At 67.0% G+C, this 19,052-nt stretch carries 23 protein-coding genes; 13 read left to right on the forward strand and 10 right to left on the reverse strand.

All coding sequences use genetic code 11. From position 1 onward, the window contains the following. Positions 1-31: 31 nt before the first annotated feature. Complete coding sequence (gene mshD / locus IRG63_RS06105) at positions 32-832, reverse strand: mycothiol synthase (RefSeq protein WP_193509502.1); 801 nt, start codon at positions 830-832, stop codon at positions 32-34. Beyond that, positions 832-1,506: a response regulator transcription factor gene (locus IRG63_RS06110; RefSeq protein WP_349236126.1), complete on the reverse strand. Its 675-nt coding sequence runs from the start codon at positions 1,504-1,506 to the stop codon at positions 832-834. Before IRG63_RS06110 ends, mshD begins: the two co-directional genes overlap by 1 nt. A gap of 81 nt (positions 1,507-1,587) precedes the next feature. On the opposite strand from IRG63_RS06110, the gene IRG63_RS06115 reads away from it, so the two are divergent. From IRG63_RS06115 to IRG63_RS06130, 4 genes are all read left to right on the forward strand, one after another. After that, positions 1,588-1,875, forward strand: a complete 288-nt coding sequence (locus IRG63_RS06115; protein ID WP_168626296.1) for a hypothetical protein — start codon at positions 1,588-1,590, stop codon at positions 1,873-1,875. 150 nt (positions 1,876-2,025) lie between these two features. Beyond that, the gene (locus tag IRG63_RS06120; RefSeq protein WP_168626297.1) at positions 2,026-2,625 is read left to right on the forward strand and encodes an FABP family protein; all 600 of its coding nucleotides are present in this window, start codon (positions 2,026-2,028) and stop codon (positions 2,623-2,625) included. Next, positions 2,618-3,703: a folate-binding protein YgfZ gene (locus IRG63_RS06125; protein WP_227411733.1), complete on the forward strand. Its 1,086-nt coding sequence runs from the start codon at positions 2,618-2,620 to the stop codon at positions 3,701-3,703. The genes IRG63_RS06120 and IRG63_RS06125 overlap by 8 nt, the downstream gene beginning before the upstream one ends. A 47-nt stretch (positions 3,704-3,750) precedes the next feature. Beyond that, positions 3,751-4,494, forward strand: coding sequence for a phosphoglyceromutase (locus IRG63_RS06130; protein WP_193509503.1), 744 nt, complete (start codon positions 3,751-3,753; stop codon positions 4,492-4,494). 97 nt (positions 4,495-4,591) lie between these two features. Here IRG63_RS06130 and phoU read toward each other — a convergent pair whose 3' ends face one another. Beyond that, a complete protein-coding gene (gene phoU, locus IRG63_RS06135) occupies positions 4,592-5,245 on the reverse strand; it encodes a phosphate signaling complex protein PhoU (protein ID WP_168626299.1) in 654 nt (217 codons plus the stop codon). 153 nt (positions 5,246-5,398) lie between these two features. Between phoU and IRG63_RS06140 the strand changes: the two genes are divergently transcribed. Both IRG63_RS06140 and IRG63_RS06145 read left to right on the forward strand, forming a co-directional pair. Further along, positions 5,399-6,553: a cell wall metabolism sensor histidine kinase WalK gene (locus IRG63_RS06140; protein ID WP_168626300.1), complete on the forward strand. Its 1,155-nt coding sequence runs from the start codon at positions 5,399-5,401 to the stop codon at positions 6,551-6,553. Next, positions 6,550-7,230 (forward strand): response regulator transcription factor, encoded by a 681-nt coding sequence (locus IRG63_RS06145; protein ID WP_168626301.1) that lies wholly within the window; start codon positions 6,550-6,552, stop codon positions 7,228-7,230. The genes IRG63_RS06140 and IRG63_RS06145 overlap by 4 nt, the downstream gene beginning before the upstream one ends. Positions 7,231-7,233: 3 nt before the next feature. On the opposite strand, the gene IRG63_RS06150 is transcribed toward IRG63_RS06145, so the two are convergent. Continuing rightward, a complete protein-coding gene (locus IRG63_RS06150; protein ID WP_193509504.1) occupies positions 7,234-7,716 on the reverse strand; it encodes a hypothetical protein in 483 nt (160 codons plus the stop codon). A 149-nt stretch (positions 7,717-7,865) separates the two neighbouring features. Between IRG63_RS06150 and IRG63_RS06155 the strand changes: the two genes are divergently transcribed. The 5 genes from IRG63_RS06155 (at position 7,866) to rlmB (ending at position 12,529) form a co-directional block, all read left to right on the forward strand. Then, positions 7,866-8,348, forward strand: a complete 483-nt coding sequence (locus tag IRG63_RS06155) for a CarD family transcriptional regulator (RefSeq protein ID WP_168626303.1) — start codon at positions 7,866-7,868, stop codon at positions 8,346-8,348. A gap of 4 nt (positions 8,349-8,352) precedes the next feature. Further along, entirely contained in the window at positions 8,353-9,483 is a 1,131-nt protein-coding gene (ispD, locus tag IRG63_RS06160) for a 2-C-methyl-D-erythritol 4-phosphate cytidylyltransferase (RefSeq protein ID WP_193509505.1), read from the forward strand. A gap of 183 nt (positions 9,484-9,666) precedes the next feature. Next, a complete protein-coding gene (locus tag IRG63_RS06165) occupies positions 9,667-10,071 on the forward strand; it encodes a cupin domain-containing protein (protein WP_168626305.1) in 405 nt (134 codons plus the stop codon). Positions 10,072-10,112: 41 nt separating this feature from the next. Continuing rightward, the gene (gene cysS, locus IRG63_RS06170; RefSeq protein WP_193509506.1) at positions 10,113-11,525 is read left to right on the forward strand and encodes a cysteine--tRNA ligase; all 1,413 of its coding nucleotides are present in this window, start codon (positions 10,113-10,115) and stop codon (positions 11,523-11,525) included. Beyond that, entirely contained in the window at positions 11,522-12,529 is a 1,008-nt protein-coding gene (gene rlmB, locus IRG63_RS06175; protein WP_168626307.1) for a 23S rRNA (guanosine(2251)-2'-O)-methyltransferase RlmB, read from the forward strand. The genes cysS and rlmB overlap by 4 nt, the downstream gene beginning before the upstream one ends. Here the strand turns inward: rlmB and IRG63_RS06180 are convergent. Continuing rightward, positions 12,526-13,551 carry a ketopantoate reductase family protein gene (locus tag IRG63_RS06180; RefSeq protein WP_193509507.1) on the reverse strand — a complete coding sequence of 342 codons (1,026 nt, stop codon included), beginning with the start codon at positions 13,549-13,551 and terminating at the stop codon, positions 12,526-12,528. The two genes, rlmB and IRG63_RS06180, sit on opposite strands and share 4 nt — an antisense overlap. 81 nt (positions 13,552-13,632) lie before the next feature. Between IRG63_RS06180 and IRG63_RS06185 the strand changes: the two genes are divergently transcribed. Further along, positions 13,633-13,932 (forward strand): Dabb family protein, encoded by a 300-nt coding sequence (locus tag IRG63_RS06185; protein ID WP_168626309.1) that lies wholly within the window; start codon positions 13,633-13,635, stop codon positions 13,930-13,932. On the opposite strand, the gene IRG63_RS06190 is transcribed toward IRG63_RS06185, so the two are convergent. After that, entirely contained in the window at positions 13,933-14,970 is a 1,038-nt protein-coding gene (locus IRG63_RS06190) for a ketopantoate reductase family protein (protein ID WP_193509508.1), read from the reverse strand. Between the two features lie 155 nt (positions 14,971-15,125). Here IRG63_RS06190 and IRG63_RS06195 point away from each other — a divergent pair, with 155 nt between their 5' ends. Further along, entirely contained in the window at positions 15,126-16,145 is a 1,020-nt protein-coding gene (locus IRG63_RS06195; RefSeq protein WP_193509509.1) for a ketopantoate reductase family protein, read from the forward strand. A 48-nt stretch (positions 16,146-16,193) separates the two neighbouring features. Here IRG63_RS06195 and IRG63_RS06200 read toward each other — a convergent pair whose 3' ends face one another. Genes IRG63_RS06200 through IRG63_RS06215 form a run of 4 tightly spaced genes read right to left on the reverse strand, consistent with a single transcriptional unit; the run spans position 16,194 to position 19,048 of the window. Further along, positions 16,194-17,039 (reverse strand): fumarylacetoacetate hydrolase family protein, encoded by an 846-nt coding sequence (locus IRG63_RS06200; RefSeq protein ID WP_168626312.1) that lies wholly within the window; start codon positions 17,037-17,039, stop codon positions 16,194-16,196. Between the two features lie 34 nt (positions 17,040-17,073). Then, entirely contained in the window at positions 17,074-17,937 is an 864-nt protein-coding gene (locus IRG63_RS06205; protein WP_168626313.1) for an NAD(P)-dependent oxidoreductase, read from the reverse strand. 20 nt (positions 17,938-17,957) lie between these two features. Then, the gene (locus IRG63_RS06210) at positions 17,958-18,416 is read right to left on the reverse strand and encodes a cupin domain-containing protein (RefSeq protein ID WP_168626314.1); all 459 of its coding nucleotides are present in this window, start codon (positions 18,414-18,416) and stop codon (positions 17,958-17,960) included. Positions 18,417-18,439: 23 nt separating this feature from the next. Continuing rightward, positions 18,440-19,048, reverse strand: a complete 609-nt coding sequence (locus IRG63_RS06215) for a VOC family protein (protein WP_168626315.1) — start codon at positions 19,046-19,048, stop codon at positions 18,440-18,442. Positions 19,049-19,052 lie beyond the last annotated feature (4 nt).

Genomic DNA, 19,052 nt, shown 5'->3' on the forward strand with positions numbered 1-19,052 from the left:
GTCATTCGGCGGTTAACGAATCACCAACAGCTCAGAGCACTCGCTCGTACTGCACATCGATGGTGTGCTGGCCGAAACCGTACCGGCCGTACAGCTTCAGCGCCGGGGAGTTGTCGCCCTCCACGTACAGCGACGCGGTGCGGATGCCGCGAGCCGACAGCCGCGCGAACCCGGCGTCCATGAGTCGTGCGCCGATGCCCTGACCCTGTAGCGCCGGGTCGACCCCGACCGCGTAGAACTCGCCGACCTCTGCGCCGGGCGGCACCTTCAGCCACGCGAAACCGGTCAGCTCGGCGCCGTCCCACAGCAGCAGGAAGTCGTCCGCATCGAACCAGGGTTCGGCCTTGCGCGCATCCAGATCATCCTGGGTCAGCTTCCCCTGCTCCGGATGCTCAGCGAACGCCTTCGCGTTGAGTGCGAGCCAAGCCTCGTCGTCGGTTCCGGGGCGGAACGCCCGCACGTCGTCGTCGACACCCGCGCGCTCGCCGACTCCGGCACGCAGCTGCAGCAATGTGCGGACCGCGTCGAAGCCGAACTGCTGCGCGAGGGCGTGCGAAGCCGGGTGATCCCCGTGCGCCCACGCGCGGCGCGGCTTCTCGGTCTCGGCCAGAACCTGCTCTGTGAGCCGCTTCCCGTGGCCGCGGCGCCTGGCATCCGGATCGACGACCAGCTCGAACTCGTGATCGGAGTGGATGGCGACGGCGATGTCGTCGACGGCGATGAGCTGGCGATCGCCGGCATCCAGGTCGATGAGGGCTTGATCGGAGAACGGCGGCTGCCCGTCGGCCTCCGTCGCACGCCGCACCAGCGAGTCGAACCAGTCAGGTCGCATCAGGAACTCCGTTCATCCTCATCGTGCACGGTAAAGCGGTAGCCGACGTTGCGCACGGTGCCGATGAGCGAGTCGTAGTCGCCCAGCTTGGCGCGCAGCCGGCGCACGTGGACGTCCACCGTGCGGGTCCCGCCGAAGTAGTCGTAGCCCCAGACATCGCTCAGCAGCTGGTCGCGCGTGAAGACGCGACCCGGGTGTGCGGTGAGGAAGCGCAGCAGCTCGAACTCCTTGAAGGTGAGGTCGAGGGTACGCCCGTGCACTTTCGCCGAATAGCTGGACTCGTCGATCGTGACGCCGGACGCGGAGATCCGCCCGTCGTCGTGCACGCTCGGGCGGCGGCCGAGCAGCAGTCGGATGCGCGCATCCGTCTCAGCCGGTCCGGCGCTCGTGAGGACCACGTCGTCCACGCCCCAATCGGCGTTGACGGCGGCAAAGCCACCCTCGCTGACGGCCAGCAGCACCGGAACATCGAGCCCGGAGGAGCTGATGATGCGGCACAGCGACTTCGCGCCGGCGAGATCGGTGCTCGCGTCGATGACGAGCAGCTCAGCACCGGATGCGGCAACCAGCGCTTCGGTGCGCGCAGGCACGATGCGGAGGCGGTGTTCGAGCAGGCTCAGAGAGCACGGCGGATCGTGATCGACCGTGTTGGTCATGAGCAGCACTTGCGCCACCGCGCTCTCCCGTCCGACAGGCAAACAGTCTATTAGCGGCGGTCCGTGCGCGATTTGCGGGCGGTAGGGCAGGATTGAGGGGTGACTGAGACCGTTCCCGCCGAGGCGTCGCCCGGACGTTGGGCCACCGTGCTCCCGGTCTGGGTGGTCGCGATCATCGGCGCGGTGCTGGTCGGGATGTTCGCGGCGAAGGGCGAGTACCTGACCTGGTTGCCGATCGTGCTCGCAACCGCCACCATCCTCACCTTCTGCCTGCAGATCGGGCGCGGGACGAAAGACGGACTGACCGAGCGGATGACCGTATCCGTCGGCGGCTCGGTGGTCATCCTCGGCATCGCGACCGGCGTGCTCGCCCTGATGGGTGGCTAGACTGGGCTCATGCTTCTCGCGCTTGAGCTGTTCTTCGTCGGCCTCCTGGGCCTCGCGACGCTGTCGATCGGTTTCATCTCCGTCGTTGTGCTCTACAACCTCTTCCGGGGCCAGCGCTAACAAGGGGCCAGCGCTAACAAGGAGTGGTCAGTGATCGAGCTCGATGCCAATCTTCCGGCCGAGCTGGTGCCGCTCTCGTGGCTTCTCGGGGTGTGGGAGGGCAGCGGTGTCGTCAACTTCACGACCGACGACGGCATCGTCAACCACGAGTTCGGGCAGCGCATCAGCTTCAGCCATGACGGCTTCCCGCACCTGAACTACAGCTCGTACGCGTGGCTGCTGGAGTCTGACCCGCAGCAGCCGCTCGCCACCGAGACCGGCTATTGGCGGTTGAGCCGGCCGGCGACCTCCGCCGACCCGGGTCCGGGCATGCTCGCCGGTGTCGGCGAGCCGAGCTACGGCAACGCCGACGCGGTGGAGACGTTGCGCAACGACGACGGCGGATTCGATCTCGAGGTGTCGCTCCTGCATCCGGGCGGGGTGAGCGAGCTGTATCTCGGGCAGGTGAAGGGCCCGCGCATCGACCTGGCGACGGATGCCGTGATGCGCTCCGGCACCGCGAAAGACCACTCCGCGTCCACGCGCCTCTACGGCCTGGTCGAGGGGCACCTGCTGTGGGCGTGGGACCTTGCCGCGCTCGGACGCGAACTGCAGAGCCACGCCTCTGCGAGATTGGCCAAAGTTGAGTGAGTTCCTGTCTCGTCCCGGTGCCGTAGAGGCGGCGGAACCGGATGCCGGGGTCGCCGCCCACTACGGCAACCCGCTCGCCGAGCAGCGGGCGCTGGCGCGGGGTGAAGCGGTCGTCGACCTTTCCCATCGCGGTGTGCTTACGATCACCGGGCCGGACCGGCTCAGCTGGCTTCACTCACTGACAAGCCAGAACCTGAGCGGCCTGAAGCCGGGAGACTCAGCCGAGACGCTGCTGCTCGCGCAGACCGGTCGGATCGAGCACGCCATCCGGGTCGTCGACGACGGCACCAGCGCGTGGCTGCTGGTCGAGGGTCCCGAGACGCAGTCGCTTCGCGAATGGCTCGACTCGATGCGATTCATGCTGCGGGTCGAGATCGCCGACCGCAGCGACGAGTTCGCGGTGATCGGGTCGCTGGGGGAGCTGCCGGTGGCTGCTGCCGCGCCGGGCGGGGTGCCGCTGGTCTGGGTGGACCCGTGGCACGAGGTCGTTCAGGGCGGCTACCAGTACGCGGGCGAGCACGAGCATCCGGCAGCGCAGTGGACGTGGCGCGAGTCCCTCATCGAGCGGTCGCGCCTGGGCGAGTTCGCCGACGTGCCCGCCGCCGGTGTGCTCGCGATGGAGGCGCTGCGCATTGCATCGTGGCGGCCGCGGCGCTCCAGCGAAGTGGACGACAAGACCATCCCGCACGAGCTCGACTGGATGCGCAGCGCGGTGCACCTGAGCAAGGGCTGCTACCGCGGCCAGGAGACGGTCGCCAAGGTGCACAACCTCGGGCATCCGCCGCGCCGGCTCGTGATGCTGCACCTCGACGGCTCCGACTCGGTGCTGCCGGAAGCCGGATCCCCGGTTGTCAGCGGCGACAAGCAGGTCGGGCGGGTGACCTCGAGCGCCATGCACTGGGAGCTGGGACCGATCGCGCTCGCCGTGCTGAAGCGGACCACGGATCCGGATGCCACACTCACCGTGCTGGCAGGGGAGACCGAGGTCGCCGCGACGCAAGAGGTCATCGTGCCGGTCGACGCCGGCTCGGTCGCGCCGCCGCCGCGGCTGCCGCGGCTCGGCCTGTCCGCGCGCTGACCCGCCGGGCTCGGGAACGGCTCCGCGACCGTCGATACACTGGCGGCATGACCCATACGCTGATCCTGCTGCGCCACGGCCAGAGCGACTGGAACGAGAAGAACCTGTTCACCGGGTGGGTGGATGTGCCGCTCACCGAACTCGGTCGCGCCGAGGCCAGACGGGCGGGGGAGCTGCTGCTGGAGTCGGAGCTGCTGCCGGACATCCAGTTCACGTCGGTGCTGAAGCGGGCCATCCATACGGCGAACGAGACCCTCGCGACCGCCGACCGGGACTGGATCGACGTCAAGCGCAGCTGGCGGCTCAACGAGCGTCACTACGGTGCGCTGCAGGGCAAGAACAAGGCCGAGACCCTCGAGCAGTACGGCGAGGAGCAGTTCATGCAGTGGCGTCGCTCGTTCGACGTGCCGCCGCCGCCCATCGCCGACGACGACCCGTACTCGCAAGCGCACGACCCGCGTTACACCGGGCTTGACGAGGAGATGCCGCGCACCGAGTGCCTGAAGGACGTCATCGAGCGGATGCTGCCGTACTGGCACTCGGACATCACCCGCGAACTCGCCGCCGGGAAGACCGTGCTGGTCACCGCACACGGCAACTCGCTTCGGGCCCTGGTGAAGCACCTGGACGGGATCTCGGACGAGGACATCGCCGGGCTGAACATCCCGACCGGCATCCCGCTCGTCTACGAGCTGGATGACACGTTCATGCCGAGCACGCCCGGCCGCTACCTTGACCCGGAGGCCGCCGCGGCCGGTGCCGCTGCGGTCGCCTCGCAGGGCAAGCACTGACGCCACCATCGAGTCGGGAGTTGTTGCCCAAATAGGTCGCGCCAAATGGGCAACTACTCCCGACTCAACGGAGGTGGGGATGGTGGCGGTCGCCGGGCTAGCTGCCTGTAGCCGCCCAGTCGCCCGTGGCCAGATAGGTGACCTTCTTCGCGATCGACACCGCGTGGTCTGCGAAGCGCTCGTGGTAGCGCGAAGCGAGGGTCGCGTCGACGGTGTCCTCGGCGCCACCCTTCCAGGTCTCGCCGAGCACCTTGTCGAACACGCTCAGGTGCAGCTCGTCGATCAGGTCGTCGTCGTTGCGGATCTCCTCGGCGATCGCGACATCCTGGGTCTCCAGCAGCTTCACCAGCTTGCCGGCGATGAGCACGTCGAGGCGCCCCATTTCTGAGAACGTGCCGCGGAGCGACTTGGGAACAACCTTCTCCGGGAACCGGTAGCGCGCCAGCTGCGCGATGTGCTCGGCCATGTCGCCCATCCGCTCGAGCGACGAGGAGATGCGCAGCGCGCTGACGACGATGCGCAGGTCTCGTGCGACGGGCTGCTGCCGCGCCAGGATGTCGATGGCCAGTTCGTCGAGGTCGCGGGTGAGTTCGTCGATGCGGTCGTCATCCTTGATGACCGTTTCGGCGACCGACACGTTCGACTCGTTGAAGGCGAGGGTAGCGCTGGCGATCGCCTGTTCGACGAGTCTCGCGAGCTCGACCAGGCGCTCCTGCACCTCGAGAAGTTCTTGCTGGAACACTGCGCGCATTGAATGTCGCCCCTTTCGCGAAACGATGCCCGGGCAATCCTTCACACCGACGGTGAACATCCGGTAAGCGCCGGGTGAACAACGCTTGACCTACCAGCTTCTGGGACCTCTCGGTGGGCAGCCCTGCCGTTTTCTATAACTAATCTAGTCGTTATGGACCCCGGCATGCTGGTGGCCGCTGCACTCGTCTTCGGGGTGGCGGTCGGAGCTGGCGTCGCGTGGCTCCTCGTCTACGCGGCGCGCCACGGCGACCGTGCGGCCAAGGTGGTCAACTCGGTGGTGCCGGATGGCGTCGACCAGGTGCTCGATGCGCTCGAGTCCGCCGGCATCGTCCTCGACCCGTCCAACAACGTCATCAAGGCCAGCCCCGGCGCGCTCGCTCTCGGGCTGGTCACCGGCGACGTGCTCGCGCACCGCGAACTCGTCGACCTTGTCGACCGGGTGCGCAGGGATGGCGAGACGATAACGACCGAACTGACCCTGCCGCGCGGGCCGTTCGGTGATGCGAACGTGGTGCTGTTCATTCGCGTTGCCAGGCTGGGCACCCGCTATGTGCTGCTGCTCGCGGAAGACCGCACCGAGGCGCACCGGCTGAACGCGGTGCGGCGCGACTTCGTTGAGAACATCAGCCACGAGCTGAAGACGCCGATCGGTGCGGTCAGCCTGCTGGCCGAGGCGCTCCAGTCGGCGGCGCGGGACCCCGACCAGGTGAAGCGGTTCGCGAAGCGCCTCACCAAGGAGTCCGAGAGGCTCGCCCGGATCACCCGCGAGATCATCCAGCTGTCGCGGCTGCAATCCGCTGACGCGCTGGCCAAGCCGGAACTGATCGAGATCGACCATGTCGTCGCATCCGCCATCGACCAGAACCGTGTGCCCGCGGATGCGCGTGGCGTCACCATCGTCAGCGGTGGACACGCCGGAGCGCAGGTGTACGGCGACGAAGCGCTGCTGGCGACGGCGCTGCACAACCTCATCTCGAACGCCATCGTCTACTCGGCCAAGGGTGCGCGAGTCGGCATCGGCGTGAGCCACCACGACGGCGTGGTGGAGATCGCTGTGACGGACCAGGGCATCGGGATCGCGCAAGAAGAGCAGGACCGGATCTTCGAGCGCTTCTACCGCATCGACCCCGCCCGGTCGCGACACACCGGGGGCACCGGCCTCGGCCTCAGCATTGTCAAGCACGTGGCGGAGAACCACGGCGGCGACGTGCGCGTCTGGTCGCAACCCGGCCGCGGCTCGACTTTCACCATTCGCCTTCCGGAGGCAACCCGCGCCTCCGGTGAACACCAGGGAGTAACAGCATGACCCGCATCCTGATCGTCGAAGACGAGCGTTCGCTCAGCGAGCCGCTCGCGTTCCTGCTCGGCAAGGAGGGCTACGAAACCTCGATCGCCGAAGACGGAAACGACGCGATTGAGGAGTTCCGGCGGAACGGCGCCGACCTGGTGCTGCTCGACCTCATGCTGCCCGGGATCCCCGGCACCGAGGTGTGCCGCCAGCTGCGCCTCGAGTCGCAGGTGCCGATCATCATGCTCACCGCCAAGGACAGCGAGGTGGACATCGTCGTCGGGCTGGAGCTTGGCGCGGACGATTACGTGACGAAGCCGTACTCGACGCGCGAGCTGCTCGCGCGCATCCGGGCGGTGCTTCGCCGCAGGATCGAGGTCGAGGGTGAGGATGAGGCGCTGCTCGAGGCGGGCGACGTGCGGATGGACCTCGACCGGCACACGGTCGAGGTGCGCGGGGAAGAGATCTCCATACCGCTGAAGGAGTTCGAGCTGCTCGAGCTGCTCATGCGCAACGCCGGGCGGGTGCTCACCCGTGGCCAGCTGATCGACCGCGTCTGGGGCAGCGACTACTTCGGTGACACCAAGACGCTCGACGTGCACGTCAAGCGGATCCGGTCACGCATCGAACGGAACCCGTCCGAGCCGGTGATGCTGGTGACCGTGCGCGGGCTCGGCTACCGCTTCGAGCCCTAGCGGCTACTCGGCCTCGGGTGCCTCGGGCAGGAGTCCCTGGTACTCGGGGAGCGTGCCGTCGAGCACAGGAACGTTGAGCTGCTTGCCGGTCTCGCTGCCGTACTGGATGAAGACCGGGAACAGCGCGCCCGGCTGGGTGTCGATGTCCGTGAGGACGACCTGCTGGTCCTCGCCGAGGTTTTTGATCGAGTCGGCGTTGAGGTGCACCCGCTGGTCGACCTTGTCGCCGTCGGCGTTCTCCCACTGCAGCTTGACGTCCATGCTGCGGTCGGTGCCGTTGGCCAGCACGACCACCAGGTTGCCGGTCTGGCCATCCTCGCTCACGATGAGCGCATTGCGCACCTCGAGGTTGCCGATCGTCGCCCCGAATCCGTCGCTCGGGTCATAGGGCTCGAGGGTGGCTTGGGGGGTCAGGAAAGTGCACGCGGTGGTGCCCGCCAGCACGAGGGATGCCAATGCGACGGATGCCGCCGAACGTGCTCTCACGAATTTCCTCCTGGACGTGGCCGCTGTGTGCGCAGCGCGGAACTGCTGCGAGTTTAGCCTAACGGGGCAGCCCGCCTCGGGGCAGGTAAGGGCAGCCTAACTGAGAAAAAGCTGTGGTAAACTAGTGGCCGCAGAACGGAGCCAAATCCATGCTTTTCGAGGTCGGCGAGACTGTCGTGTACCCGCATCACGGGGCCGCAACCATCACAGAAGTCAAGAAGCGTGTCATCAAGGGCGAAGAGAAGCTTTATCTCAAGCTCAATGTCACGCAGGGCGATCTCACCATCGAGGTCCCCGCTGAGAATGTCGACCTGGTCGGTGTTCGCGATGTGATCGGCAAGGAGGGCCTCGAGAAGGTCTTCGAAGTGCTTCGCGCACCGTTCACCGAGGAACCGACCAACTGGTCGCGCCGCTACAAGGCGAACCTCGAGAAGCTCGCATCCGGTGACGTCATCAAGGTGTCCGAGGTCGTTCGCGACCTGTGGCGCCGCGACCAGGACCGTGGCCTGTCCGCGGGGGAGAAGCGGATGCTCGCCAAGGCACGCCAGATCCTGATCTCCGAGCTCGCACTCGCCGAGAAGACCGACGAAGAGAAGGCCTCGAGCGTTCTCGACGAGGTCCTGGCCTCCTAACCCGTTGACTACCGCGGTTGTCGTCGTCGCCGCGGGCAGCGGGACTCGCCTCGGTCGAGGTGAACCGAAAGCGTTCGTCGCGGTCGGCGGCCGAAGCATTCTCGCGCGAGCATTGGATGCTGTCGCCGGCATGTCCCCGACCCCGCAGATCATCGTTGTCGCCCCGGAAGGTCGCCTTGACGACGCCCGGCAGCTGTGCGGCGATATAGAGGTAACGGTCGTCGCTGGCGGTGCGACCAGGCAGCAGTCGGTCGCGGCCGGCCTCGCCGTGCTCGCCGCCGACGTCAATGTCGTGCTGGTACACGATTGCGCGCGCGCGTTCACGCCGACCCGCCAGCTGGAGTCGGTTGAGGCGGAGGTTCGGCGCACCGGTCACGGCGTGATCCCCGGCCTGCCGGTCGTGAACACCATCAAGCAGACGGATGCCGCCGGGCGGGTCATTCGGAACGTCGACCGTTCCGACCTGGTCGCGGTGCAGACGCCGCAGGGCTTCCCGCGCGACCCGCTCGTCGCGGCCTACGCTTCCGCGACCGAGGATTTCACCGATGATGCCGCACTGTTCGCGGCCGCGGGCAACGAGGTGATGGTCATCGAAGGCGACCCTCTCGGCTTCAAGATCACCAGGCCATCCGATCTCCGCCGCGCGGAGTACGAGACCGGCTTGCCGACATCCGTCACCGGCCTCGGGGTCGACGTGCACGCCTACGACGAAAGCAGACCGCTATGGCTGGGCGGGCTGCACTGGCCCGATGAGCCCGGCCTCGCCGGGCACAGCGACGGCGACGCGATCAGCCACGCGGTCTGCGACGCGCTGCTGTCGGCGGCAGGCCTCGGCGACCTCGGCAGCTGCTTCGGCACGAGCGACCCGCGGTTCGCGGATGCCCACGGCGAGGTGTTCATCGCCGAGACCGTCGCGCTCGTCACGGCGGCCGGCTACACCGTCAGCAACGTCGCGGTGCAGCTGATCGGCAATCGGCCCAAGGTGGGTGCGCGTCGAATCGAGCTGGAGGGCAGGCTGAGCGCACTGGTGGGCGCACCGGTGCGGGTCGGGGCGACGACCTCCGACGGGCTCGGCTTCACCGGCCGGGGCGAGGGCGTGTCGGCGATCGCGACCGCGCTGCTGCATCGAGCGTGATTCGAGGACTAACTGCGCTCGCGCTCCTCTTTCATCCTTGAAACCGCGTCGGCAGATACGTATCTCCTCGAATCCGGTCGGTCTCGCGGAGGCCCATCTAGCCGGTATGGGCGATCCCCAAGGTGCGCTTTCTAGGGTGGCGCCACTGCGCCCGACCGAGGCGCCACGACGGAGGGACACCACGTGGGCAACCTTGTGCACTTCACGATCGCAACCACCGCTGAAGAGAGCGCCGACTTTCGGCGCGTGCTGTGGACCGGAGAACACACCCAGCTGGTCATCATGACCATCCCGGTCGACGGGGAGATCGGCGAGGAGACGCATCCGGACACCGACCAGATCCTGACCATCGTGAGCGGCACCGGTGAGGCGCGCGTGTCGGGGCAGAACCGCGTGATCGCGCAGGGCGATCTCGTCGTGGTGCCGGCCGGTCTGAAGCACAATTTCGTCAACACCGGCCCGAACCCGCTCGTGCTGTACACCGTCTATGGTCCGCCGGAGCACGCGGACGGTGCGGTGCACGCCACGAAGGAAGAGGCGGATGCCCTGGAGGAGGCCGGCAAGGACGAGCCGCCCACCAGCGGGTAACCGAGCCGGAGCCGCAGGAGGCTGCCGGTACGCTTGACCCCGTGACTGTCCGTCTCTACGATTCCCGCTCGCAGGCCGTCCGCGACCTGGTGCCCATCACCCCGGGCCAGATCGGCATGTACGTCTGCGGGCCGACCGTGCAATCGAGCCCGCACATCGGTCACCTCCGCAGCGCCCTGGTCTACGACCTGTGGCGGCGCTGGCTGACCTACCGCGGCTACCGCGTCACCCTCGTGCGCAACGTCACCGACATTGACGACAAGATCCTCGCGAACGCCTTTGGCGATGAGGAATGGTGGGCGCTGGCGTACCGCTATGAGTTGGAGTTCACGGCCGGTTACACCGCGCTCGGCATCCAGGCGCCGACCTACGAGCCGCGCGCGACCGCGAGTGTCGCCCAGATGCAGGAAATCGTCCAGGAGCTCATCGAGCGCGGGCACGCGTACCCGGCGCCGGATGGCTCTGGGGATGTCTACTTCGACGTGAAGTCGTGGCCGACCTACGGCGAGCTCACCCGGCAGCGGCTGGACGACATGGCACCGGCGGAGGACGCCGATCCGCGCGGCAAGCGCGACCCGCGCGACTTCGCGCTGTGGAAGGGGCACAAGAGCGACGAGCCGGAGTCGGCGTCGTGGAGCTCGCCGTGGGGACCCGGCCGCCCAGGCTGGCACATCGAGTGCTCGGCGATGTCGAGCCGCTACCTCGGCACCGAGTTCGATATTCACGGCGGCGGACTCGACCTGCGCTTCCCGCACCACGAGAACGAGCTCGCCCAGTCGGCCGCGGCCGGGCACGGCTTCGCGCGGCACTGGGTGCACAACGGCCTGGTGAACGTCAACGGGCAGAAGATGTCCAAGTCGCTCGGCAACTCGATCTACGCCGCCGAGTTCCTCGAGATGGCACCGCCGATCGTCGTCCGCTACTACCTCGGGCAGGCGCACTACCGCTCCACGATCGACTACCACGACGGTGCGCTGGAGGAGGCCGAGGCAGCCCTCGACCGCATCCGGGTGTTCCTGGAGCGGGCCGACCGCCGGTTCTCCGGAACCCGGTTCGCCGGCGAGGGGCTCCAGGTCGTGCCGGATGCGTTCGGCGAGGCCATGGACGACGACCTCGCCGTGCCGCAAGCGCTCGCCGTGCTGCACGACCGCGTGCGCGTGGGCAACGCCGCGCTCGACGCTGAAGACCTCGGCACCGCCGCCGACATCCGCGGCGAGGTCATCGCGATGACCGAGGTGCTCGGCATCAACCCGCTGGCCGAGCCATGGAAGTCGGATGCCGACGATGAGGTCGCCGCGGCGCTGGATGCGCTAGTCGGCAGGCTCATCGAGACGCGCGAAGCTGCGCGCGGGGCTCGCGACTTCGCCACCGCGGACCGGATCAGAGACCAACTCGCCGAATCGGGCATCCAACTCGAGGACGGCGTCAACGGATCGCATTGGAGCCTCGCGTGAAGGGCAAGAGCCAGAAGCGCCCCGGCGCAGTTCGCAAGACCAGCAAGGGACCGCAGGTCGGTTCCGGTGGGCAGGGCAGGCAGGCGCTAGAGGGCCGGAAGCCGACCCCGAAGGCCGAGGACCGGCCGTACCACCCTGCCGGGAAGCGCAAGGCCGCACAGGACCGCTTCGAGGCGGCCGGAGGCCGGCGCAACACGCAGCGGCAGCCGGAGGAAGCTCAGCAGCAGAAGCGGCGCGCCCCGAAGTCGGATGCGAGCGTTGAGCTGGTGACCGGCCGCAACTCGGTGCTGGAGGGGCTACGGGCGAAGATCCCGGCGACGACGCTCTATATCGCGTCGCGGATCGAGTACGACGACCGGGTCAAGGAGATCATGGGAATCGCCACCAAGCGCGGCCTGCCCGTGCTCGAGGTGATGCGTCCGGAACTCGACCGGCTCGCCGGCCCGGACTCCGTGCACCAGGGTGTCGCGCTCAAGGTCCCGCCGTACGAGTACGCGCACCCGCTCGAGCTGCTCGACACCGTGATCTCGCGCGGCCAGAAGCCGCTGTTCGTCGCGCTCGATTCAGTGACAGACCCGCGCAACCTGGGTGCGATCATCCGGTCGACAGCGGCGTTCGGCGGGCACGGCGTCATCGTGCCGCAGCGCCGGTCGGTGGGCATGACCGCGGCCGCTTGGAAGACCTCCGCTGGAGCGGCAGCGCGCACGCCGGTCGCGATGGCGAGCAACCTGACCCAGACCCTCAAGGCGCTCAAGGAGCGCGGCGTCTTCGTGCTCGGCCTCGCCGGTGACGGCGACGTGATGCTGCCGGAGCTTGAACTCGCGAACGAACCCATCGTGATCGTCGTCGGGAGCGAGGGCAAGGGTCTGTCCCGTCTGGTGACCGAGACTGCGGATGCGATCGTGTCGATCCCGATCTCTGCCGCGACCGAGTCGCTCAACGCCGGGATCGCGGCGAGCGTCGCCCTGTACGAGGTGTCGCGGAGGCGCGCCCAGCGCGGCTAGCGCCGCGCGGCCAGCTCCAGCAGCGCCGAGAGGTTCTCTGGCGACGGCGAAAGCTCGCCCGCCTCGATGCGGTGCGCGAGTTCGACCACCGCTGAGTTCACCGGTGAGCTGAGCCCGTGCTCGGCTCGGACTCTGACGACGCGCCCGTTGATGTCGTCAACCTCGCTGCGGCGCCCCTTCACCCAGTCCTGCAGGATCGTCGTCTTCGTGCCGGTCAGCACAAACCCGTCGAGAAGGGTGTCGAGCAGGAGCTCAACCACCCCATCGGGTCGATCAACCTCTGCCGAAGTCAGCCCGAAGATGGGAAGCACCGGGAACCCCTGCAGCTTGCCCGCCTCGAGTGCCTCTTCCCCGGAACGGATCATCAGGTCTCGCATGCCGGGGAGCGCGACGGCTTCGAGCATCGGCAGCCCGAGGATGGCTGTGGTGACCAGGGTCGTCGCATTGCTGACGAGCTTCATCCACTTCGCCGCGCGGATGTCGCGCACCACCTCGACGGTTCCGGCGTGACGCAGCAGGGCGGCGATCTCCTCCTCGCGGCCTGCCGTGCTGGGGTCGGTGCTGCCAACGGCGAACCAGGATCGTCCCGGCCCCGAGTGCCGCTCGATGACGCCCGGCTCGAACATCATCGAGGAGATTTCGATGACGCACCCCATAGTGCGGTGCGCCCCGACGACATCCGTGATCGCGTCGACCGTCATGCCGTTCTGAACGCCGACGATCAGTCCATCGGGCGCCAGCAGCGGTTCGATCAGCTGTGCCGCCCACCGCGAGTCGTACGCCTTCACGAGGAGAAGCACAACGTCGAACGGCTCGCGCAGGGTGGCGACTTCGCACAGGTGGAGAACTCGCACCGGCTGTTCGAGGGTGCGATCGGGCATCCGAATGATCGCGCCAAGCTCCCGCATCGCTTCGACGTGGGCCGGCCACTGTTCGATCAGCGTGACGTCCAGCCCCGCGGCGGTGAGGTCGGCCCCGATGGACGCGCCATTGGCGCCCGCTCCGACAATGGCGATCCGCATCGGGAACTCCCTCGTTCCAAGTACTCAGAGTGAACAGCGTTAAGATGTACTGAACAGCTTATCGCCCAGCCTAGGAGAGCCATGATCGTGCACAACATCGCCTTCAAGTTGAAGGAGACCGACCCCAAGCTCAAGGCGGATCAGGCGGCAGAGTTCAAGCGGCGCATCGAGTCGCTCGAGGGCAAGATCCCTGGCCTGCAGTCGCTCAAGGTCGCCCTCGATGTGGGGAAGATCGACGACCACTTCGACCTCGTACTTATTTCAACCCACGAGAGCCTCGAGGATCTCGAGTCCTACCAGGCCGACCCGCTGCACGCCGCAGTCATCGAGTACGGCAAGACAATCGTCTCCGCACGAGCCTGCGTCGACTACGAAGCCTGATCAGAGACGAGCTGCAAGTGTGCTGAAGAGCTCGAGGTTCTCGATACCGGGGGAGAGCTCGCCCCGCTCAATCCGGTGAGCCACCTCGGTTGCCGCCGCGTTCACGGGCGCCCGTGAGCCGGCCTTCTCCAGTACGTCGACGACGAGCCCATTGATCTGGTCGACCTCGCTGCGGCGGCCCTTGATCCAGTCGTGGAGCACGGTGGCTTTCGTCGTGGGGAGCGCGAACTCGGTGAGCAGCAGGTCGAACAGCGTCGACACGAACAGCTCTGGCCGGTCCGGGTCAACGGCGTCCATGCCGAAGATCGGCACGATCCGCAGGCCCTGAGCGAGTACGGCGCGAACCGCCTCGTTGCCGGCTTCCAGCATCAGCTCGCGCATCCCGGGTTGCTTCGAGGCCTCCACGATCGAGAGGTCGAGAATCGCCGACGGCACCAGCTCGGCCGCGTTGAGGACGAGCTTCATCCACTTCGCGCTCCGGATGTCGTCGACGACCTCTACGGTGCCGGCTGCGCGCAGCAGTTCTGCCGCGCGATCGGCCTTTTGATGTGCCACTGGGTTGTCGCTGCCGAGTGCGAACCACGTGTTGGCGTTCAGGTTGTGACGTTCCACCTCGCCAGGCTCGAACATGTTCGACCCGAGTTCGATCACGCCGCCGAGCGCACGCTCCTCGCCCATGATGGAGACGACGTCGTCGATCGACATGCCGTTCTGCAGGCCCACGACGACGCCGTCGTCCTTCACGAGCGGCTTGATGAGCTCCACGCCCCACCGCGTGTCGTACGCCTTGAGCACCACATAGACGATGTCGAACTGCTCGCGCAGGGTCGCCACTTCGCACAGGTGCTTGACGTTGACCCGCGTGACCTCGGAGAGTCCATCTGCGGGCGTCGTGATTCGGATGCCGTTCTCGCGCATGGCCTCGACGTGCGCGGGCCACTGCTCGATGAAGGTGACGTCGTGTCCGGCCCTGGTCATGTCGGCGCCGATGGAGGCTCCGTTGCCGCCTGTTCCGACAATTGCGACTCGTGTTGTCATGCACGTTCCTTCCAAGGAGCGGACCCCGGATCGGAGTCCCGAAAACTGTTCAGTCTAAGTAAACATTCATAGTAGCCTGACTGAACGCGACGATCGCGAGCGATTCCGTCGCGCCGTGGACTGAAGCGCCAACGACGACCGAGGGAGCAAATCGGATGAGCGGGAAGAAAATCGCGGTGCTCGGCACCGGAGCGAACGGCGCCGGGATCGGGGCCGATCTCACGCGCGCAGGACTCGACGTCACGTTCATTGAACAGTGGCCGGCACACGTCGAGGCGATGCGCGCGAACGGCCTGCGAGTCGAAATGCCCGATGAGTCGACCCACACAGAGGTCAACGCCCTGCACCTGTGTGAAGTGGCGACCCTGCGCGACAAGTTCGACATCGTCTTCGTCGTCGTGAAGGCGTACGACACCCGGTGGGTGTGCGAGCTGATCAAGCCGTTGCTGCACGAGCGCAGCCTCGTCGTCGGCCTCCAGAACGGCATGTCGATCGACGACATGATGGATGTCGTGGGCCCAGAGCGCACCATCGGCGCCGTGATCGAGGTCGCGTCCAATATGTTCAACCCGGGCACCGTGGTCCGGCAGACCCCGCCGGCCGGATCCTGGTTCGCGGTCGGCAGCCTCTACCCGTCGACTAGGGGTCGTGAGCACGAGGTCGTCGAAATCCTCCAGCACGCGGGCACCGTGGAGGTCTCCGATGACATCCGTTCCTCGAAGTGGATGAAGCTGGTCGCCAACGCGGGGGAGCTCGTGCCGACCGCCATCCTCAACCTGCCCATGGCCGACGCCGCCGCGCTGCCGGGCATGCGCGAGTTCATGGACCGGAACTGCCAGGAGGCGCTCCGGGTCTCGCTCGCCATCGGCAACCGGGCGACACCGATTTTCGGCCTCGCCGAGATCACGACACCGGACCCGGATGCCTACGCGATCGAACTGCTCGATCTCGTGCACTCCAAGTGGACGCTTCCGGACACCCTCACGACAGTTCTGCAGGACTGGCGCAAGGGCAGGCGCGGCGAGGTGAACGAGGTCAACGGCCTCGTCGTCCGTGAGGGCGCTCGCGTCGGCGTCCCCACGCCCGCGAACCAACGCACTCTCGAGCTGGCTGCTCGAATCGAAGCCGGTGAACTCGAGGCGCGTCCGGAGAACCTGGAACTGCTGCTCGCCTGAACGCAAGGGACGCCCTGCCGGCCGGTAGGGCGTCCCATGCATTTCGAGTCAGGCCACGAACGACTGGCGCAGTTCGCCGATGCCTTCCACCCAGGTGACCAGCTCGTCGCCCGGTGCGAGCCAGACCTGCGGGTCCCGCCCAAGGCCGACCCCCGCGGGCGTGCCAGTGAAGATCAGGTCGCCAGGGTGCAATGTCACGATCGATGACAGGTGAGCGATCAGGCTCGGAATGCTGAAGATCAGCTGGCTCGTTCGACCGTTCTGCATCTCGCTGCCATTGATGGTGCAGCCGAGGGCGATGTCGTCGGGGTTCGCAAACTCATCCGGGGTGACGATCCACGGTCCGGTCGGCGCGAAGCCGGGGAACGACTTGCCGAGGTTGAACTGTGGCGCCGGACCCTGCCGCTGGGTGATGCGCTCGGAGAGGTCTTGGCCGATGGTGAGGCCGGCGACGTAGTCCCACGCGGCGTCCTCAGAGACCGCTTTCCCCTCTTTGCCGATGACCACGACGAGTTCGGTCTCCCAATCGGTCTGACCGTTCGGCGGGAGCGTCACGGTCGTGACGGGTCCGGTCAGGGCGCTGCGGTACTTGGTGAAGACCACGGGAGAGGTCGGGATGTCAAACCCGGACTCGTCGGCGTGCGCGTGGTAATTGAGGCCGATCGCGAAGACCTGAGCCGGGGCGGGCGACGGCGCTCCGAGGCGCGTGGGCGTGAGGTCGGTGTCTGGGGCGGTGCCGTTCAAGCCGGCCGACCATTCGACGAACTCCGACCAGCGGTCGAAGATGTCGGCGGGGTCGGCTGTGAAGCGGCCGTTGCTGGCTTTCTCGACGTCGATCCCTCGCTCACTGGACGTGGCAAGGACGAGTCGTCCGTCGACATTGGCAATTCGCACGGTGGTTCTCTTTCTTTCGTTGTGGTTCGTGATCTCAGGAACGTTCCAGCGCCGCGGCGAGGTCGGACATGTCCGACGCCGCGAAGCCGAGAGCGATGGCGCGGTCGAGGACAGCGGCATTGGCACGAGTCCCTGGCAGGTCGATGCCGAGGGATGCCGCGAGCTCCTCGGCCAGGTGCAGATCCTTGTGGATGATCGTCACGGGCGCGTCGACACCGGTTGTGCCCGGGTTCAGGAACGCCTCGCGTTTGTACTCGACGAAGTTCCCGCCGCCCGCCCCGGCGCGCAGCACCTCGTAGAACAACTCTCGATCGACCCCCGCCCTGGTCGCCATGAGCAATGCCTCGTTGACCGACTCGTTGACCGCGCCGACGACGACGTTGACCGCGAGCTTGACGATGTTCCCCGCGCCGAGCTCACCGACGTGGAATTGCGCTTTGGTGAACTCCGCAAGGACCGGTTGGATCGCCGCGAACAGCTCATCGGATGCGCCGACCATCGTCGTGATGGTCTTAGCCCTCGCGGCGGAGACAGTCCCGGACACCGGCGCATCCGCAAGCAGGACACCGTAGTGCTCCGCCTCCCTCCTCAGCTCGGCCACCGCGGCCCGGCCCATCGTCCCCATGAGAACGTGGCGGTGTCCCGAGCCGGCGTGGGCGAAGAGCCCCTTGTTGCCGCCGAGCAGTTCGCGAGCGGATGCCGGGTCAGGCAGCATGCTGATCGTCAGGGGCGTGCCGCAGATGCCCTCCCGTGTCGCGGCGAGCTCTATCCCGGCGAGCTCCAGTTCGTCATCCAGGGTGACGTACGGGTCATAGGCAATGACGCGATGGCCGGCCGCGGCAAGGTGCAGTGCGAACTGCCTGCCCATCCGGCCGATTCCGGCAAATCCGATGTCCATAGGTGGATCTCCTATTTGGTTCACAGCTTCACTGCGTGACGTTCGCCGAGGTCGGCGATCCACGCATCGACCGCTGAGACGCCGAACTCTGACTGCAATCGCTCACGTCCGCGCTTGTCGTCCGGAGCGGTCGCGGCCAAACGGTGGAAGTAGTCCTCGAAATTGCCCGGCGAGCTGATTTCGAGGAAACGGGCTGGTTCGGACCCCGCGTTCCACACCGTGTGTGGCACGAACCTCGGGCGCACAGCCACTTCTCCTGCCGTGGCCGTCCACTCCCGGTCGCCGACCCGCACGCCCAGTTCACCTGACAGGACGATGGCGACCTGATCATGGTCGGTGTGCACGTGCGGCCAGACCAGGGTGCCCGGTTGCACAACCTGCTCCACGATGCTGTACGCGCCGCCGACCGTGGCGGCGAGGACTCGGAACGTCGTCGGCAATGCGCCAACGACTACCTGTTGGCCCGCCTGGGGTCCCACTCTTGGCTCGTTCACGGCCGGGCTCAGTAGACCTCAGGCAGGTAGATCTCCGGAATGACCTCGGGAACGTACTCGCCGAGGCGTGCACGGCGGTGGATCTCCTGGAAGCCGAGTCCAGCCTCGCGGGCGTCGGCCAGCTTGTCCGGGTCGAAGTGCGCCCCGATGGGGTTGTTGGCGAACTCCGCAGAGAAGTACATCCATGACCGCGACTTCTCCCAGTCGCCGAAGGTGTCCACCTGGATCTCGACGCCATTGCCGTCGGGGTCTTGGTAGTACATCGACATGGTCATTCCGTGGTCGAGATTGAGGAACGGGCGGATGCCCTCCCCGCGCAGCCGCACGAAGTTGTCGAGCCACTGGTCGAATGTCGCGTACTCGAAGGCGGTGTGGTGCAGCCCAGTGGTGTGTCCCTTGTCGACCGGGTGCTTGAGTCCGGGAGGGGACAGCAACGCGATCCGGTGGTTCGCCGCATCGTTGGTCAGCCAGGCGCCGTGATCACCGTGGAACACGGGGGTCAGGCCAGCGACCTTCTCGTACCACGCAACCATCTCGTCAAGGCGAAGCGTCGTGAAGGTGGTGTGGTGGAAGGTGGGGGCCACAATCGGGTGGCTGGGCGCGCGGTTCACAGACATCGTC

Source organism: Cryobacterium sp. BB736, assembly GCF_014980265.1.
Taxonomy (GTDB): Bacteria; Actinomycetota; Actinomycetes; order Actinomycetales; family Microbacteriaceae; genus Terrimesophilobacter.

Excerpts from the sequence above, each read along its gene's own strand:
- IRG63_RS06180 (WP_193509507.1), bottom strand. The coding sequence starts at position 13,551 with ATGCGGATCGCCATTGTCGGAGCGGGCGCCAATGGCGCGTCCATCGGG.
- IRG63_RS06215 (WP_168626315.1), bottom strand. The coding sequence starts at position 19,048 with ATGTCTGTGAACCGCGCGCCCAGCCACCCGATTGTGGCCCCCACCTTC.
- IRG63_RS06140 (WP_168626300.1), top strand. The coding sequence starts at position 5,399 with ATGGACCCCGGCATGCTGGTGGCCGCTGCACTCGTCTTCGGGGTGGCG.
- IRG63_RS06145 (WP_168626301.1), top strand. The coding sequence starts at position 6,550 with ATGACCCGCATCCTGATCGTCGAAGACGAGCGTTCGCTCAGCGAGCCG.
- IRG63_RS06130 (WP_193509503.1), top strand. The coding sequence starts at position 3,751 with ATGACCCATACGCTGATCCTGCTGCGCCACGGCCAGAGCGACTGGAAC.
- IRG63_RS06185 (WP_168626309.1), top strand. The coding sequence starts at position 13,633 with ATGATCGTGCACAACATCGCCTTCAAGTTGAAGGAGACCGACCCCAAG.
- IRG63_RS06155 (WP_168626303.1), top strand. The coding sequence starts at position 7,866 with ATGCTTTTCGAGGTCGGCGAGACTGTCGTGTACCCGCATCACGGGGCC.
- IRG63_RS06205 (WP_168626313.1), bottom strand. The coding sequence starts at position 17,937 with ATGGACATCGGATTTGCCGGAATCGGCCGGATGGGCAGGCAGTTCGCA.
- mshD (WP_193509502.1), bottom strand. The coding sequence starts at position 832 with ATGCGACCTGACTGGTTCGACTCGCTGGTGCGGCGTGCGACGGAGGCC.
- phoU (WP_168626299.1), bottom strand. The coding sequence starts at position 5,245 with ATGCGCGCAGTGTTCCAGCAAGAACTTCTCGAGGTGCAGGAGCGCCTG.
- IRG63_RS06195 (WP_193509509.1), top strand. The coding sequence starts at position 15,126 with ATGAGCGGGAAGAAAATCGCGGTGCTCGGCACCGGAGCGAACGGCGCC.
- IRG63_RS06190 (WP_193509508.1), bottom strand. The coding sequence starts at position 14,970 with ATGACAACACGAGTCGCAATTGTCGGAACAGGCGGCAACGGAGCCTCC.